We start from the raw sequence: 15,837 nt of genomic DNA, 5'->3' as shown, positions 1-15,837 counted from the left end.
CCTCCCCGAGGGGGAGGGGCGCCCGAGAGGGTGGGGTCGTCGTCCTGGCGGGCTAGCGGGAGAATGCCTGGAACTCGGCGGCGCGCAGCTGGTTCCTGGCCGCGCCCGCGGTGGCGCAGTCCGTCGCGGAGTTGGGGTCGTTGTCCTGCTCACCGGCGTAGAGCGGGTTGCCGGTGCACTGGGTGGAGAGGGCCCGCAGGGTCAGGTGGGTCGCCCTGGTGGGCGGGATCCCGAAGGACTTGATGATCAGATCGGCGCCCCGGGGACGTGGCAGGCGGGTCTGGAAGGCGTCGGCCGGACTGGTGTAGACCACCGTGTACGCCTGCGGGGATGAGCAGTCCCGGCGGGTGGCGTCGCAGGCCAGCACCTGGAACGAGCGCAGGGCGGTGAAACGGTTCTGGCCTCCGGGGTCGGCCGGGTCGTTGATGTTCGGCCGGAGCATCGCGCTGACCTGGACCCTGCGGACCGGGACCGGCTCGGTTCCGGCCAGGTCGACGGTGACGGATCTGTCCTTGACCGGGGCGGTGAGCGAGGCCCAGTCCGTGGCCTCGGTCTCGTCGATCAGCCTGCCCTGGTTGACGCCGTCGCCGGTGGCCGTCGCGCCCAGTGCCGCGGAGGCGTGGTTCCTGGTCAGCGGGGGCGCCACCGGCAGCTTCGCGCCGGGCCGCACCGCCAGCCTGACCCTGGTGTGCCCGTATCCGCCGCCCACGACCAGGAAGTCGTAGCGGCCCGGGGTCAGCTCGGCGGTGTCGTCGAGGGCGGTCGCCGGGTCGGTGTCGGCCACCGGTACGGCGCGGCCCTCGTAGTCGCCCACGTAGAGCCGGAGCGCAGCGTCCTCGTCGCCGGACGGCGGCCTCAGCCGCACCTCGCCGTTCCGGCCGACGGGGTCGGCGAAGCCGGGCGTCGGGTCGGCGTCGTTGGGGCCGGTGCTCGCCGCGTCCTCGCCCAGGCCGTGCTCGGCGAACGCCCGCCACATGATGTCCCGGTCCCTGCCGCCGAAGCGGATGGCGTCGGCGGCGAGCAGCGCGTCGCGGTGGTCGACGTAGCTGACCGCCCCGGAGGCCATCAGCAGCAGCGCGTCGAACGAGATCTGCGCCCAGCGGCGGTTGCCGGGGCACCGGTCCAGCGGGGTCCTGCCCTCGGCGCACGCCCGCTGCCGATCCGGCCCGCCCCGGCCGTACCGCTGGACGAAGCCCTCGCGCACGTCGTACTGGGTGGCGGTCCAGATCTCGCCGTCGGCGTGCACCTGCTGGCCCACGAGGTCGTAGCCGACGTCGCTGTAGTTCAGCGGGGAGGCGGACATGTCGTAGTTGCGGATGCCGGCCTTCCGGTCACCGGTGACGTAGCCGCCGGTGACGTACGGCGTGTCGCCCGCGGGCCGGAAGCCGGACTCGAAGAGATACTCCATGGCGAACAGGTCGGAGGTGCTCTCGTTCATGGCACCGGCCTGGGCGCCGCTCCATCCGGCGGCCGGGCCGCCGACCATGCGGCCGGAGATCGCGTGGGTGTACTCGTGCCCGATCACCGACATGTCGTAGTCGCCGTCCACGCAGGGCGAGTAGAACGCGCCCGCGATCGGCTGCCAGAGGTACATGTTGGTGATCGGCGCGACCCCGTCGGGGCCGGTGATCTGGTTGGCGTTGTTCCGCACGGTGAAGTCCCTGGCCCCCGCCTGGGCGTTGCCCCGCTCGGGGTCGGAGCCCAGGCCGCCTCGGGTGCCGTTGTCGTCCTGCATGTTCCAGGCGGTCTCGGTGAAGCCGAGCCGGTAGGACCAGTCGTGCATCCGGTTGTGCATGACGTGCAGGTTGGAGATCGCGGCCTCCAGGTCGGCCTCGCCGGGCTGGTCGAACGTGGCGGGGTCGCACTTGGCGGTGTACCACCTGTTGGCCCACGGGTAGGCGTACTCGCGGTCCGGTGTGAGCACGTTGCCGCGGGTGCCGACGGTGTAGGGGTCGGCGTCGGCGCGGTTCTCCACGGTCGTGGCGGCGTTGCCGGCGCTGGTGCCGGTCGGTGCGCCCGTGGCGTGGTTCACGTCCCACGCCACGCCTGTGCCGGGGTCGCCGGTGGGGGCCTGGTCGCAGCCGGGCCCGGCCCGGTGGCACCAGGTCGCCCGGGTGTCGGTGGAGGAGTAGTCGGCGGGCGGGGTGGCCGTGAACGCCTTCCAGCGCGGGCCGTCGGGCTGGAGGTCGTGGTCCACCAGGTTCTCGCGGGTCAGGATCTCGCCGCTGACCGCGTCCACGTGGGTGGTGTATCCGGCGGCCTCACCCCCGGCTCCGCCGATCAGGGTGACCTGGAAGGCACTGTGCGTCCCGTCGGGCGCGGGCACCGCCACCGGGGTGACCTTCCTGGTGCTCGCCGTGGCGAGGTCGATCCCGCCGTCCCCGGCCGCGATCTCCAGTGCCCGCCGCCCGGTGATCCGGGCGGCGGGCGGCGGCGAGCTGGAGCGTGACAGCGTCGAGGTGACGTGGACGACCTCTCCGCCCGCCACGCCGACCGCCACCTGCCCGTCGATCCCCGCGGGCAGGTCGCCGAACCGCTGCCTGAGCAGTACGGCGTGGCCGTCCCCGATGGGGTTGACCGCGACCTTCTCCAGCGCGTCCACCGCCTCGGCGGACAGGCCGAAGAGGGGCTCGTTGGCCTTGAGGTAGGCGCGGGCGGCCCGCTCGGGGTCGGCGCCCAGGCCCTTGGCGAGTGGTGCGGAGCCGGTGACCGTCGCCGGGGTGCCCAGCGTGTTCCAGCGGATCGTCGCGGTGCCCGCGGTGCCGAGCGAGGCCGGGGGCGCGACGCTGCCGCGCCGGTTGTCCAGGTCGGGTTTCTCATACCGCTCGGTCTGGAGGTCGTGGCTCCCGGCGGGTTGCCCGCCGGGCTGACCCTGGGCGATTCCAGGGAGGGGAAGGGTGAGCGCCGCGGTCGCGGCCGCGATGACGGTGATGCGTGACCAGGGTTTGGTCGACACCGATCCTCCTGCGGGGAGATGGCCTGGTGGGCCATGCCACACGTGGGGCACGTGTGTTGCGCAAGAGGTAACACTTACTCAAGTGCTCTGACAAGATCTTGTAAAGGGCGATATGTCGGTGTAATGGGCTTTTTTTGGGCCATTGCGGCTATCGGGAGACCCCGGTTGAGGAACGCCGGTACCCCCGGCCGAGGAAGGGACCGGGGGTAGCGGCGCTGCCGTCGCGGGCGGTGGTCCCGCGAGCCGTACCGGAAGCTCAGTGGATCACGGGCCGTGCCGGTAGGTCAGCGGATCAGGAGAAAGGGATCCAGGCCCGGTCGGCCAGACCGTTCATGTCGCTGACCTTGAGGCCGAGGTCGGAGACCGTCCAGATGCTGTCGCCGATGACGACCGAGCGGCGGATACTCGGGTCGGCGGGGGCGAAACGGGTGTCCTTGACGGGCCTGGGTCTGGGATGGGTGATGGTGCCGGTCCTGGTGACGGCCGAATCGTCGATCGTGAGGACCATCGCGGAACCGCCGGTCCGCCCGGTGCCGTCCCAGCTGTTCAGCGGCAGGACGGCCGTCCTGGTCTTGGCCCAGTAGAGGAAGGCGTGCGGGTCCCACTCGGCCTCGGAACCCGAGTTCTTCTGGAACATCTGCGACAGGCGGCGCGGCTGGGCCGGGTTGGAGACGTCGAACAGGGAGACCTGGGTGCCGAGCGTGCGCCCCTTCTCACTGGCCTCCTGGCCGATGCCGATCAGCCGCCCCTCACCCGCCGGGTGGAGATAGGCGGAGTAACCGGTGATCTTCAGGTCGCCGGTCTTCTTCGGCGCCGCCGGGGTGCTCAGGTCGATCGTGTAGAGCGGGTCCACCTGCCTGAAGGTCACCACGTAGCCCATCGGGCCGATGAACCGGACCGAGTAGATCCGCTCCCCGACACCTAGGCCGCCGATCTCGCCGACCTTGTTCAGCGTGTCCGTCTTGAGCACGTAGACGGCGCTCGAACTGTGCCGCCCGGTGGTCGAGGTGGTGGCGATCCGCAGGTGCCCCTCGTAGTCCGACAGGGAGTACTGGTTGAGCAGCCGGCCGGGCACCTTCCCTGAGGCGACGTAGCGCGGCGCGCCCGTCCCGGTGAGGTCGAACCGGTAGATCTCGGTCTCCTCCGGGGGCTGGACCGGCGCCCGCGGGGGTTTGCGGGGAACGACGGGCTTCGGGGGGACGCGGGAGGGGGACGGGGAGGCCGTCGCCGAGGACGGCGGAGACGACTTCGGGGACCCGGTGGAGTCCGGGATGCCGTGGGAGGTGGCCGCGCTCGGCTCCGCCGGGGTCGGCTCGGCCCGCGGGGCGTCCGCGGGGGGCGTCGCCGCCGGCTCGATCGGGTCGACCGGCGCGGTCGGGGCGTCGTCGACCATGGGCGACTCGATCGGTCTGGGCCACCACCAGCGCGGGTTGCTGGTCACGTACAGGCTGGAGCCGGTCCCGTAGACCGTGTCACCGTCGGCGGCCACGCTGATCGGGACGGTGTCGACGATCCCCTGGGACATGTCGAGGGTGTGCACGGTCAGCATCGACGTGCCGGTGTACTCCGCCGGGTGGCTGACCTGCTCGCACTTGACCGTGTCGGTCCTGGTCACGCCCTTGGCGTCCGCCACCTCGAACTTCGGCAGCCACGCCTCGATCGGCGCCTTGGCGACGATGTCCGTGTTCCGCCGGGTCCGCTCGGCGTCGGAGAGGTCGGGGCCGTCGTAGGAGAAGTCGATCTCGGGCTGGCTGCGGACCACCAGCCGCACCGTCGAGTCGATCATCCTGGCGTCCACGTGGGCGCCGTTCGGAGTGAGCGAGCCGATCACCTTCGGCGTCCCGGACAGATCGACGAGGACGTAGCGCGGACCAGGGCTCGCCGCCCGCTTGGCCATCGCGCCGAAGGGGATGATCCCGCCGCCGGAGAACAGCACCAGCGCCCGGTCCCCGCTCACCAGCAGGTCGGCCGGGGCCCACATCTGCTCGGCGTTGACCAGCTTGAGCCTGCCGGTGACCTTCCTGGTCGCGGTGTCCACCACCCGCAGCACGCCGCGGTTCACGGTGATCACCCGCTTGCCGTCGGTCTTCACCAGGTTCGGCTCGTCCACCCCGGCCTCGTGCACGTTCGTGGTGGAGTGCTCGGGGACGTCCCCCTCCATCTTGCCGCGGGCCGCGGGCATGTCCCCGCGCATCTCCGCGCTTATGAGCCGAGGGTCCATGCCGATCGGGCCGAGCCCCCACGGCCCGACGCTCTTGGCCGTCGCGGTCCGCAGCCCGGCCAGCATGTCGTCACAGCTGTTGTAGGAGACCAGTTTGATCTTTCCCAGATCCATTACCGGCGTCGTACGGCTCGCGCCCGGCCCCGTTTCCGTGGAACTGCACCCCGTGGCGAGCAGCGCGGCGGCGAGGGTGACGGCGCCTGCCGTACGAATCGATGTCCTCATGCCTCTACGACGGATCGAAATCCTGTCCGGTTCAACCCATTACTTCCTGGTAGCCGCTGGCTCCCAACCCGCATACCCTTCGGACATGGCCGTCACTCTTGGAGCAACCCGGACACTTGACCTGGGCATGATCGAGCGCGTCGTCCGGCAGGTGACCTCAAGCGGGAAGACCCAGACCATCACCGCGCCGTTCACCGGTGAAACCCTCGCCGAACTCCCCCTCTCCAGCGCCGAGGACGTCCGCGCCGCCCACGCCAAGGCCCGCGAGGCCCGGCGGGCGTGGGCGGCGCTGCCGGTGCGCGAGCGGATCAGGCCCTTCCTGCGCCTGCACGACGCCATCCTCGACCGGCGCGAGGAGATCCTCGACATCGTCCAGTGGGAGACCGGAAAGGCCCGCAGGCACGCCTTCGAGGAGGTCCTCGACGTCGCGGGCTGCACGCTCCACTACGTCCGGCGAGCTCCCGGCCTCCTGGCGCCCCAGCGCCGGGCGGGCATCTTCCCCGTCGCGACGAAGGTGGTCGAGACGCGCCGCCCCAAGGGGACGGTGGCATTGATCTCCCCGTGGAACTACCCGCTCTCCCTCGGCGTCACCGACGTCGTCCCGGCCCTGCTCGCGGGCAACGCCGTGGTCCACAAGCCCGACACCCAGACCGCGCTCTCCACGCTCTGGGCGATCGACCTGCTGGTCTCCCTCGGGATGCCCCGCGACATCTGGCAGGTCGTCCTCGGCGACCCCGCCGAGATCGGCGACCCCCTGATCGAGGACGCCGACTACGTGGCGTTCACCGGCTCCACCCGGGGCGGCCGGAAGATCGCCGAGGCGGCGGCCAGGCGGCTGATCGGCTGCTCGCTCGAACTCGGCGGCAAGAACCCGATGATCGTGCTCGACGACGCGGACCTGGACGTGACGGCCCAGGGCGCGCTGCGCGCCTGCTTCACCAACGCCGGCCAGCTCTGCATCTCCATCGAGAGGCTCTACGTCCACGAGACCGTGCACGACGCGTTCCTGGAGAGGTTCGTCCGGCAGGCCCGGAACATGAGACTCGGCGCCGGGCTCGACTGGAGCGTGCAAATGGGGTCGCTCACCTCCCGGCGCCAGCTTGAGGCGGTCACCGCCCACGTGGACGACGCCGTCGCCAAGGGGGCCAGGGTCCTCGCCGGAGGCAGGGCCAGGCCCGACGTCGGCCCGCTCTTCTACGAGCCCACGATCCTGGCCGACGTGGACGAGAGCATGGACCTCTGCCGTGAGGAGACCTTCGGCCCGGTCGTCGCGATCTACCGCTTCCGCGACGAGGACGAGGTGGTCGAGAGGGCCAACGACACCGCCTACGGCCTCAACGCCTCCATCTGGACCCGCGATCTGCCTCGCGGGCGCGCGATGGCCTCCCGGATCAACGCCGGGACCGTCAACCTCAACGAGGGGTACGGCGCGGCCTACGCCTCCTACGACGCGCCCATGGGCGGGATGAAGTCCTCGGGGCTGGGACGCCGCCACGGGACCGAGGGACTGCTGAAGTACACGGAGGCGCAGACCGTCGCCAGCCAGTCCTTGAGGCTGGGCTTCGAGCCGATCCTGGGCATGACCTACGACAAGTACGCCGACACCCTGTCCGGCCTGCTCAAGGCCATGAAACGGTTCCGCCTGCACTGACGGTCCCCGGCACCCGTGGGCGGCGCCCATACCCCACGGTCGCGGGTTGCGGCAATGGGGCGGTCTCGGGTTAGTGTCTGGAAGACCGAACGCGGGAGCCCGGAGCACCGGGCTGAGAGGGCGGCTGACACGGCCGCCGACCGCTTGAACCTGACCGGGTAATGCCGGCGTAGGGAGTTGTGCTCATGCCGTCCCCTGCCAGAAAGACCTATCTCGTCGGCTCGCGTCCGGACATCCGCGTGCCGATGCGCGAGGTTTCGCTGACCAACGGCGCCACCGTCGTCCTCTACGACACCTCAGGGCCCTACACCGATCCGGCGTACACCGCGGACCTCGGCCGGGGGCTGCCCGAGCTGAGGTCGGCGTGGCGTTCCCCCCGCACCGAGCGGCGGGACTCCGGCCCGCCGTACCGGGACTCCGGCTCCCCGTCCCCGGGCGCCACCCAGATGGCGCACGCGAGGCGCGGCGAGATCACGCCGGAGATGGAGTTCGTCGCCCTGCGCGAGGGCGTCGCACCGGAGTTCGTCCGCGACGAGCTGGCCCGCGGCCGGGCGGTCCTGCCCGCCAACGTGAACCACCCGGAGAGCGAGCCGATGATCATCGGCCGCAACTTCCTGGTGAAGATCAACGCCAACATCGGCAACTCGGCCGTCGTCTCCTCGATCGACGAGGAGGTGGAGAAGATGCGCTGGGCCACCCGCTGGGGCGCCGACACGATCATGGACCTGTCCACCGGGCCGAGGATCCACGAGACCCGCGAGTGGATCCTCCGCAACTCCCCCGTGCCGGTCGGCACCGTGCCCATCTACCAGGCCCTGGAGAAGGTCGGCGGCCGTCCCGAGGCGCTGACCTGGGAGGTCTTCCGCGACACGGTGATCGAGCAGTGCGAGCAGGGCGTCGACTACATGACGGTGCACGCCGGCGTACGGCTGGCGTACGTGCCGCTGACCGCCCGCAGGAAGACCGGGATCGTCTCACGCGGCGGCTCGATCCTCGCGGCCTGGTGCCTCGCCCACCACGCGGAGAACTTCGTCTACACGAACTTCCGGGAGCTGTGCGAGATCTTCGCCTCCTACGACGTGACCTTCTCCCTCGGCGACGGACTGCGGCCGGGCTCCATCCACGACGCCAACGACGAGGCCCAGTTCGCGGAGTTGCGGACGCTGGGGGAGCTGACGAAGGTCGCCTGGGAGTACGACTGCCAGGTCATGGTGGAGGGGCCGGGTCACGTGCCCATGCACAAGATCAAGGAGAACGTCGACCTGCAGATGGAGCTCTGCGCCGAGGCGCCGTTCTACACCCTGGGGCCGCTGACCACCGACATCGCGCCCGGCTACGACCACATCACCTCGGCCATCGGCGCCGCGATGATCGGCTGGTACGGCACCGCGATGCTCTGCTACGTCACGCCGAAGGAGCACCTGGGCCTGCCCGATCGCGACGACGTGAAGGCGGGGGTGATCGCCTACAAGATCGCGGCGCACGCGGCCGACCTGGCCAAGGGGCATCCCGGGGCGCAGGCCTGGGACGACGCCCTGTCCGACGCCCGCTTCGAGTTCCGCTGGGAGGACCAGTTCGACCTCTCCCTCGACCCGGACACCGCGCGGTCCTTCCACGACGAGACCCTCCCCGCGGCCCCGGCGAAGACCGCGCACTTCTGCTCGATGTGCGGGCCGCACTTCTGCTCCATGAAGATCACCCGGGATGTGCGCGCCTACGCGGAGAAGCACGGCATGCCCGAGGAGGAGGCCCTGAGCGCGGGGATGCGGGAGAAGGCCGAGGAGTTCACCCGCCGGGGCGGTCGCGTCTACCTGCCCCTGGCCGAGGACTGATCCCGGCCGGCGGCCGGCCCTTGGCCGAGGGGTGACCCTGGCCGGGGCCGGCCCTCGTCGGGGGTGAACCGGTTCCGGAATTCATGCTCTATTGGCGATCTGTCGTAGATTCGACCAGTATCCCGGTGTGACCTGGAACGTTGAGGAGTTCGTCAGCGCCGCGGGCGTGACCGTCGACCGGCTGGCCTCCTACGTGGAGGACAGCCAGCGGGGACTGCCCCCCGTGCTCCGGCGACGCCCGCCGCGCGAACTGGCCGCGCGGCTCGACCTCGGGCGGTGGATCCGCGAGGGCGGGATGACGCCGGAGACCTACGCGGAGTTCCTGGCGGCCTACCTGGACGAGGGCACCCGGCTGCACCACCCCGGCCACCTGGGTCACCAGATCACCGCCCCCGACTTCCCCGCCGCGCTCGCCGACTTCGTCCACGGCGCGGCCAACAACCCGATGGCGATCTACGAGATGGGCGCCTCGGCGGCGACGGTCGAGTTCGAGGTCCTGCGCTGGATGCTGGAGAAGGTCGGGTACGGCGAGGCGGGCGGCGGCGTGCTCACCCACGGCGGATCACTGGCCAACCTCACCGCCCTGCTGGCCGCGCGGGCGGCGGCGGCACCGGAGGCGTGGACCGACGGCGTCCCCGGCGACCTCGCCCTGCTCGCGCCCGAGTCCGCCCACTACTCGCTCACCCGGGCCGCCGCGATCCTGGGCCTGGGGGAGCGGGCCGTCGTGCCGCTGGACGCGGACCGGCTCGGCCGGATCGACGTCGCCCGCCTCCCCGACGCCCTGGACCGAGTACGGCGGGCGGGACGGCGGCCGATGGCCCTGGTGGCCGCCGCCTGCGCGACGGGCACCGGGCTCCACGACGACCTGCGCGGCATCGGCGAGTTCTGCGCGGCCAACGGCGTCTGGTTCCACGTGGACGGCGCCCACGGCGCGTCGGCGCTGCTCACCGAGGAGCACCGTCACCTGCTCGACGGGCTCGGGCTCGCCGACTCGCTGATCTGGGACGCGCACAAGATGCTGCGGACCTCCAGCCTGGTGGCCGCGGTCCTCACCAGGCGCGGGGGCGACCTGGACGCGGCCTTCCGGCAGCGGGCCAGCTATCTGTTCTACGGCGACCAGGACTTTCCCCAGGGGGAGCGGGACCTTCCCCAGGGTGAGCGGGGCGTCGACCTGATCGGCAGGACCGTCGAGTGCAGCAAGGCCGAGCTGGGCCTGAAGGTCTTCCTCAACCTGGCCTGGCGAGGTGAGCGGGGCCTGGGCGACCACGTCGCGCGGCAGTACGCCACCGCGCGCCGCTTCTGGGAGCTGGCCCGGCAGCGGCCCGGCTTCGAGTGCCCCTACGAGCCGGAGAGCAACATCGTCTGCTTCCGGTACGGCACGGGCGACCAGGCCCTGATCCGTGAGCGCCTAATGGCGGACGGTGCGTTCCATCTCACCTCGACGGAGATCGGCGGCCTCCGCCATCTGCGGGTCACCGTGATGGCCCCCGCCACGGACGACAAGACCCTGGAGGCGCTGCTCGACCGGATCGGTGAGGTGGGGCTTTCCGCCGGTGAGTGAGCGGGTGCCGGGCGGCGTCGTTTCTCCGCTCCAAATCTCGATCAAGCATGTCCGGTTTGTTCTGCTATGTGTTTTTGTGTCCCCTTCTCGGGTATGAAGGCGCCGATCGAAAGCCACGTGCCTCGCGCACGTTCACAACAGGCCGGCGTCAGTACCCGCTGGCGCCCTCCTCTACTTGTGTGACCGGTCAATTGGGCCGTCTGGGAGGGATTTCCGGGCGGGTGATCGGGTGAGGAGCAGTGAACATGGAAGGTAAGACAGAGCTCGCCCTGGCCATCGCCGTGGGCTATCTCCTTGGCCGGTGTCACAAGCTGCGCCTGGCGCTCACCCTCGCGCTGGCCGGGGCGACGGGCAGGCTCGGCGCCCAGGGCAACCTGCTGGAACAGGGAATGAAGCTCCTCGGATCCTCCCCGGAACTGGAGAAGATCGCCGAGAGCGTCCGCAGCGGCCTGCTGGAAGCGGGCAAGGCCGCGGCCGTCACCGCGGCGAGCAGGCAGATCAACTCGCTGAGCTCCAGGCTCTCCGAACGGGCCAAGGGGCCGCTGGGCGCCACCGGTCTCGAAGGAGAACCGGACGAGGAGGACGAGGAGGAGGAAGGCGAGGAGGCGGTGGAGAAGCCTCGGAGGAAGACCACCGCCGGACCCCGTAAGGAGTCGGCGAGCGGGGCCGGGAAGCGGCCGGCGGCCAAGGAAACGGCCACCAGGCCCCGGAGGAGGGTTCCGGCTGAGGACGAGGAGCCCGAGGAGTCCGAGCCCGAGGAGCCGAGAAAGCAGCCGGCGAGGAGCCGGGGCACCGCGACCCGGGAAAAGGCGTCGTCGTCCGACCGGCCGGTTCGCCGGGCGCGGAGGTGATCACGATGGCCGAGAAGTCGCAGGGCGGGCCGGTCAAGGAAGCCGTTCAGGATCTTCCCGCCAATCCGTTGACCGATGAGGTGCAGCGTCTCGTCGAAGCCGCGTTGGAGCGGCTGCTGGCCTCCGTGACCGACAAGATCGACGGGCTGACCGACAGGCTCCTCGACTACGTCGAAAACGAGGGGCCGAGTCTGGTCAGCACACTGATCGGGTCCACGGGCTCGGGCGGGCCGCTGAGGAAGGGGCTCGGCAAGCTGGCCGGCGGCACGCTGTCCCTGATGACCGGGGGCGGCAAGGGGGGCAAAGGCGGCAGGAGCAAGAAACTGAAGTTCACCAACATCGTCGAGACCCTTGACATCGGCGCTCCACGGAGGCTCGTCTACGACCAGTGGACCCAGTTCCAGGACTTCCCGAGCTTCATGAAGAAGGTCGAAAGCGTGGAGCAGGAGGCCGAGGAGAAGGTGGCCTGGAAGGCGCAGATCTTCCTCTCCCACCGCAACTGGGAGTCGACGATCGTCGAGCAGATCCCCGACCAGCGGATCATCTGGCGATCCAAGGGGCCGAAGGGCTATGTCGACGGCGCCGTGACCTTCCACGAGATCGCCCCCGACCTCACCCGGATCCTGCTCGTGCTGGAGTACCACCCGCAGGGATTGTTCGAGCGGACCGGCAACATCTGGAGGGCCCAGGGACGGCGTGTGCGGCTGGAGTTCAAGCACTTCCGCCGCCATGTCATGACGCAGTCCGTACTGCACCCCGATGAGATCGAGGGCTGGCGGGGTGAGATACGCGACAGCCAGGTCGTCAAGGACCACGAGACCGCTCTCGCGGAGGAGCAGGAGCGCGAGGGCGCCGAGGAGGAGGAGCCCGAAGAGAAGCGGGCGGAGGAAGAAGAGCCCGAGGGCGCCGAGGAAGAGGAGCCCGAGGAGGAGGAAGAGGAGCCCGAGGGGGAGCGGGCGGAGGAAGAGGAGGAAGAGGAAGAGGAAGAAGAAGAGCCGGAGGAGGAAGAAGAGGAGCCAGAAGAGGAGGAGGAAGAGGAAGAGGAAGAGGAAGAGGAAGAGGAGGAGCGGCCCAGGGCGCGGGCCCGGCGTCCGGCACGGGGCCGGTCTCGCGAAGAGCCCGAGGAGGAGCCCGAGGAGGAGCCGCCCTCACGTCCGGTCCGTCGTAGAAGGGCCGCCGCGCGGAGCGCGTGATCCTGACAGGAAACGGAGACCGAGGAGAAGCCGATGACCATGGTTCAACCTTCGGGGGGAGGGCCGGCCGGCGGGTCCTCCGCGTCGGGCCTGGCCGACGTCATCGACACGATCCTCGACAAGGGACTTGTGATCGACGCCTATGTCAGGGTCTCGCTCGTCGGCATCGAGCTTCTGACGATCGACGTGCGCGTCGTCGTGGCGAGCGTGGACACCTACCTGCGGTTTGCCGAGGCCGTAAACCGCCTCGATCTATCCCAGACAGGACAGAAGGGCCTGCCGGATCTCCTGCAGGACGTCACCCAGGGCGGGAGCAAGGCCACGACCAAGGGCGCGGCTCAGGGGGTGCTGGAGGCGGCGGGTGAGAAACTCCACGACCTCGTCGGTGAGCCCGAGGAGGAGGAAGAGGAACCTGCCCCTCGGCGGAAGCGACGGGAGCGATGAGATGCCTCCATCCAGCGGACGATCGGAAACCGGCAGGAGACCGGCGAAGGGGGGCTCCACCTCTCATGGGTCCGCGAAGGCCGCCTCCAAGCGGGCCGCCCCTGAACGGGCCGCCTCCGAGCGGGGCACCCCCGACGGATCCGGCACGGCCTCCTACATCTACGGCATCGTGCCGGCCGACGTCGAACTCGCCTCCGACGCCCGCGGGGTGGGAGATCCCCCAGGACGGATCAAGCTGGTACGGCACGGCGAGATCGCCGCGCTGACAAGCGACGTCTCCGTAGATCACCCGCTCGGCAGGCCGGAGGACCTCTTCGCCCACCAGCGGCTGCTGGATGCCGCCGTCACGGAGGTGCCGGTCCTGCCGCTCCGCTTCGGGGCGGTGGTCAAAACCCCGCAGGCGGTCGTCGACGAGCTGCTGACCCCCTACCACGACGAGTTCCTCACCGCGCTGCGCGAGCTTGAGGGGCGGGCGGAGTACGTCGTCAAGGGCCGCTACGCCGAGCAGGTGGTGGTCGGCGAGATCCTCGCAGGGAACGCGGAGGCCGCGAGGCTGCGTGAGGAGATCCGCGGTCTGCCGGAGGAGGCGACCTGGGACGCGCGGATCCGGCTGGGAGAGGTGATCGGCCAGGCGGTGGAGGCCGGCCGCGACACCGACACGCGGACGCTGGCCGACGCGCTCGCCCCGGTGTGCGTCGCCGTCGCCGTCCGCGAGCCGTCTCACGAATGGGACGCGGTGCACCTGGCCCTCCTGGCGGAGACCGACCGGCGGGGGGATCTTGAGGAGATCGTGAACGAGTTCGGTCACCAGTGGGCCGACCGGGTCAAGCTGCGCCTGATCGGCCCGCTGGCGCCGTACGACTTCGTGGGCTCCCCGAGCGAGGAGGGATGACGCGTGGATCTGATGGAACTGCTCTTCGGCTGGCCGCTCGCCCCCGTCAAAGGGCTGATCCGGCTCGCGGAGATCATCCAGGAGCAGGTCGATCTGGAGACCCGGAGTCCGATGGCGGTCCGGCGCCGGCTGGAGGAGGTGGAGGAGGCCAGGCTCACCGGCGAGATCTCCGAGGAGGACGCGGCCCTGGAGGTGGAGCGGATCCTCGGGCAGGTGATCGCTCAGCCGGGCCCGCCGGTGTGACCGTGCGAGAGGAAAGCCAGGAAGGGGGGTGGTCTCGTGTCCGTCAAGCGTGGGTCGCAGGGTAAGCGCGGGTCTCCCGAGAAGCCAGTCGCCGACGCCCAGGCTCCCGACGATCTCTACGAGGAGCCCCCCGGCGAGGACGACGACCTTTACGAGGACGAGGAGGAGGTCCTGGACGAGGAGGGCGAGGAAAACGAGGAGGAAGAGGGAGACGAGGAGGACGAGCCGGTCTCAAGGCGGCGCGGCCGCGACCTGTCGGCGGTCTCCGCCGGGGGCGCCGGACTGCGGCACATCGCCGAGCTGACCGGCAAGGAGACCGAGGGGATCACGCGGGTGAGCCCGGTGGAGGACGGCTGGAAGGTCGAGGTCGAGGTCGTCGAGGATCGCCGGATCCCGTCCTCGGGCGACATCCTGGCCCTCTACGAGGCGGACATGGACACCCGCGGCCATCTGCTGTCCTACCGCAGGGTGCGGCGCTACAGGCGCGGCAGAGGCGACGACTCGGGGGCGTCCTGATGGCCGGCCCGGCACGGTTCGGTTCCCCGTCGCAGTCCGGCGCGGCCCCCGCCAGGCGCGAGTCGGCCAACCTGGCCGACATCCTGGAGCGGGTGCTCGACAGGGGAGTGGTGATCGCGGGGGACATCCGCGTCAACCTGCTGGACATCGAGCTGCTCACGATCAAGCTCCGGCTGGTGATCGCCTCGGTGGACACGGCGCGCGAGCTGGGCATCGACTGGTGGGAGCACGACCCGTGGCTCAGCTCCAAAAACCGTGACCTGATCGAGGAGAACCGCAGGCTCCGCAACCGGCTCGCCGCGGTGGAGGAGGACGAGGAACCCCTGTCCATTCGCGAGAGGGAGACGGGAGCACGGTCCCGGTCCATCCGCGCGAGGGAGGCGGACGAGGAGGGCGGAGGCAGGCGGCTCTCCGCGGGGGAACGCGATGACTGACACGGGCGTCTATCTGTACGCGGTCACGGGTGAGGCGGGCCGTACCGGCCCGGTGGACCTGACGGGGGTGGCGGGGACACCCGTGCGGGTGATCACGCGCGCCGATCTCGTCGCGTATGTGAGCACCGTGCCGCTGGACCGGTTCGGAGAGGAGCCGCTCCGGCACTCGCTGGAGGATCTGGACTGGGTGGAGGAGACGGCCCGCGCCCACCACCGCGTCGTGGAAGCCCTGTCGGAGACGGCCCCGACCGCGCCGGTCCGGCTCGCGACCGTCTACAGCGGTGAGGAGCAGGTGCGTGACCTGCTGGATCGGCGGCGTGACGACTTCCTGGTGGTGTTCTCCCAGATCGCCGGACGGCGGGAGTGGGGGGTGAAGGCGTATGCCGGCGCCGGCCAGGACGCGCCGCCCCCCGCCGACGCCTCCGCCGACGAGACCCTCCCGGAGGCGGAGAGCCCCGGGAGGGCCTATCTGAAACGCCGCCAGGCGAGTCTGCGCGGCCGGGAGGAGAGGTGGCGTGAGGCCGCCGCGCGCGCCGAGCACGTCCACGAGACACTGGCCGCGGTCGCCGCCGCGAGCAGGCTCCACCGGCCGCAGGACCCCCAGCTCTCCGGGCGTCCGGAGTGGATGGTGCTCAACGGCGCCTATCTCATCGAGGAGGGAAACGAGGGCGAGTTCGCCGCGGTTCTCGACACTCTTCGCGGCCAGGGACTCGACCTTCAGCTCACCGGCCCCTGGGCGCCGTACTCCTTCATCACCGTGGACTTCGGCGCCACCGAGACGGAGACGCGCGATGACCGCTGACCGAGCGCCCGACGGA

General features: G+C 70.7%; 13 protein-coding genes and 1 riboswitch. Of the genes, 11 read left to right on the top strand and 2 right to left on the bottom strand.

The genetic code is table 11. The features are described 5' to 3' along the window. Positions 1–52: 52 nt before the first annotated feature. Both ABZ194_RS09155 and ABZ194_RS09150 read right to left on the bottom strand, forming a co-directional pair. Positions 53–2,956, bottom strand: a complete 2,904-nt coding sequence (locus ABZ194_RS09155; RefSeq protein ID WP_355594058.1) for a M36 family metallopeptidase — start codon at positions 2,954–2,956, stop codon at positions 53–55. 292 nt (positions 2,957–3,248) lie between these two features. Further along, on the bottom strand, positions 3,249–5,402 hold the full coding sequence (locus ABZ194_RS09150) for a beta-propeller domain-containing protein (RefSeq protein ID WP_355594056.1): 2,154 nt from the start codon (positions 5,400–5,402) through the stop codon (positions 3,249–3,251). An 85-nt stretch (positions 5,403–5,487) separates the two neighbouring features. On the opposite strand from ABZ194_RS09150, the gene ABZ194_RS09145 reads away from it, so the two are divergent. From ABZ194_RS09145 to ABZ194_RS09095, 11 genes are all read left to right on the top strand, one after another. Further along, a complete protein-coding gene (locus tag ABZ194_RS09145) occupies positions 5,488–7,053 on the top strand; it encodes a succinic semialdehyde dehydrogenase (protein ID WP_355594054.1) in 1,566 nt (521 codons plus the stop codon). 81 nt (positions 7,054–7,134) lie between these two features. Continuing rightward, positions 7,135–7,246, top strand: a riboswitch (TPP riboswitch). Next, positions 7,239–8,885: a phosphomethylpyrimidine synthase ThiC gene (gene thiC, locus ABZ194_RS09140; protein WP_355594052.1), complete on the top strand. Its 1,647-nt coding sequence runs from the start codon at positions 7,239–7,241 to the stop codon at positions 8,883–8,885. (Overlaps the previous riboswitch by 8 nt.) A gap of 127 nt (positions 8,886–9,012) precedes the next feature. Then, positions 9,013–10,446 carry a pyridoxal-dependent decarboxylase gene (locus tag ABZ194_RS09135; protein WP_355594050.1) on the top strand — a complete coding sequence of 478 codons (1,434 nt, stop codon included), beginning with the start codon at positions 9,013–9,015 and terminating at the stop codon, positions 10,444–10,446. 245 nt (positions 10,447–10,691) lie between these two features. Then, entirely contained in the window at positions 10,692–11,297 is a 606-nt protein-coding gene (locus ABZ194_RS09130; RefSeq protein WP_355594048.1) for a hypothetical protein, read from the top strand. Positions 11,298–11,302: 5 nt separating this feature from the next. Next, positions 11,303–12,490, top strand: coding sequence for an SRPBCC family protein (locus ABZ194_RS09125; RefSeq protein ID WP_355594046.1), 1,188 nt, complete (start codon positions 11,303–11,305; stop codon positions 12,488–12,490). Between the two features lie 39 nt (positions 12,491–12,529). After that, on the top strand, positions 12,530–12,934 hold the full coding sequence (gvpJ, locus tag ABZ194_RS09120) for a gas vesicle protein GvpJ (protein WP_355594279.1): 405 nt from the start codon (positions 12,530–12,532) through the stop codon (positions 12,932–12,934). 1 nt (position 12,935) lies between these two features. Continuing rightward, positions 12,936–13,826, top strand: coding sequence for a GvpL/GvpF family gas vesicle protein (locus tag ABZ194_RS09115; protein ID WP_355594044.1), 891 nt, complete (start codon positions 12,936–12,938; stop codon positions 13,824–13,826). A 12-nt stretch (positions 13,827–13,838) separates the two neighbouring features. Continuing rightward, positions 13,839–14,069 carry a gas vesicle protein GvpG gene (locus ABZ194_RS09110; protein ID WP_355594277.1) on the top strand — a complete coding sequence of 77 codons (231 nt, stop codon included), beginning with the start codon at positions 13,839–13,841 and terminating at the stop codon, positions 14,067–14,069. A 36-nt stretch (positions 14,070–14,105) separates the two neighbouring features. Then, complete coding sequence (gene gvpO / locus ABZ194_RS09105; RefSeq protein WP_355594042.1) at positions 14,106–14,585, top strand: gas vesicle protein GvpO; 480 nt, start codon at positions 14,106–14,108, stop codon at positions 14,583–14,585. Continuing rightward, on the top strand, positions 14,585–15,019 hold the full coding sequence (locus tag ABZ194_RS09100; protein ID WP_355594040.1) for a gas vesicle protein: 435 nt from the start codon (positions 14,585–14,587) through the stop codon (positions 15,017–15,019). The genes gvpO and ABZ194_RS09100 overlap by 1 nt, the downstream gene beginning before the upstream one ends. Beyond that, a complete protein-coding gene (locus ABZ194_RS09095) occupies positions 15,012–15,821 on the top strand; it encodes a GvpL/GvpF family gas vesicle protein (protein WP_355594038.1) in 810 nt (269 codons plus the stop codon). Before ABZ194_RS09100 ends, ABZ194_RS09095 begins: the two co-directional genes overlap by 8 nt. The last annotated feature ends 16 nt before the right edge of the window (positions 15,822–15,837 follow it).

It is taken from the genome of Streptosporangium sp. NPDC006007, from assembly GCF_040614315.1.
In the GTDB taxonomy this organism is placed as follows: domain Bacteria; phylum Actinomycetota; class Actinomycetes; order Streptosporangiales; family Streptosporangiaceae; genus Streptosporangium.
This window is presented reverse-complemented; position numbering and strand designations above follow the sequence as displayed.

Coding starts and splice junctions, on each gene's coding strand:
- ABZ194_RS09150 (WP_355594056.1), bottom strand. CDS start 5,402: ATGAGGACATCGATTCGTACGGCAGGCGCCGTCACCCTCGCCGCCGCG.
- ABZ194_RS09145 (WP_355594054.1), top strand. CDS start 5,488: ATGGCCGTCACTCTTGGAGCAACCCGGACACTTGACCTGGGCATGATC.
- thiC (WP_355594052.1), top strand. CDS start 7,239: ATGCCGTCCCCTGCCAGAAAGACCTATCTCGTCGGCTCGCGTCCGGAC.
- ABZ194_RS09130 (WP_355594048.1), top strand. CDS start 10,692: ATGGAAGGTAAGACAGAGCTCGCCCTGGCCATCGCCGTGGGCTATCTC.
- ABZ194_RS09125 (WP_355594046.1), top strand. CDS start 11,303: ATGGCCGAGAAGTCGCAGGGCGGGCCGGTCAAGGAAGCCGTTCAGGAT.
- gvpJ (WP_355594279.1), top strand. CDS start 12,530: ATGGTTCAACCTTCGGGGGGAGGGCCGGCCGGCGGGTCCTCCGCGTCG.
- ABZ194_RS09115 (WP_355594044.1), top strand. CDS start 12,936: ATGCCTCCATCCAGCGGACGATCGGAAACCGGCAGGAGACCGGCGAAG.
- ABZ194_RS09110 (WP_355594277.1), top strand. CDS start 13,839: ATGGAACTGCTCTTCGGCTGGCCGCTCGCCCCCGTCAAAGGGCTGATC.
- ABZ194_RS09100 (WP_355594040.1), top strand. CDS start 14,585: ATGGCCGGCCCGGCACGGTTCGGTTCCCCGTCGCAGTCCGGCGCGGCC.
- ABZ194_RS09095 (WP_355594038.1), top strand. CDS start 15,012: ATGACTGACACGGGCGTCTATCTGTACGCGGTCACGGGTGAGGCGGGC.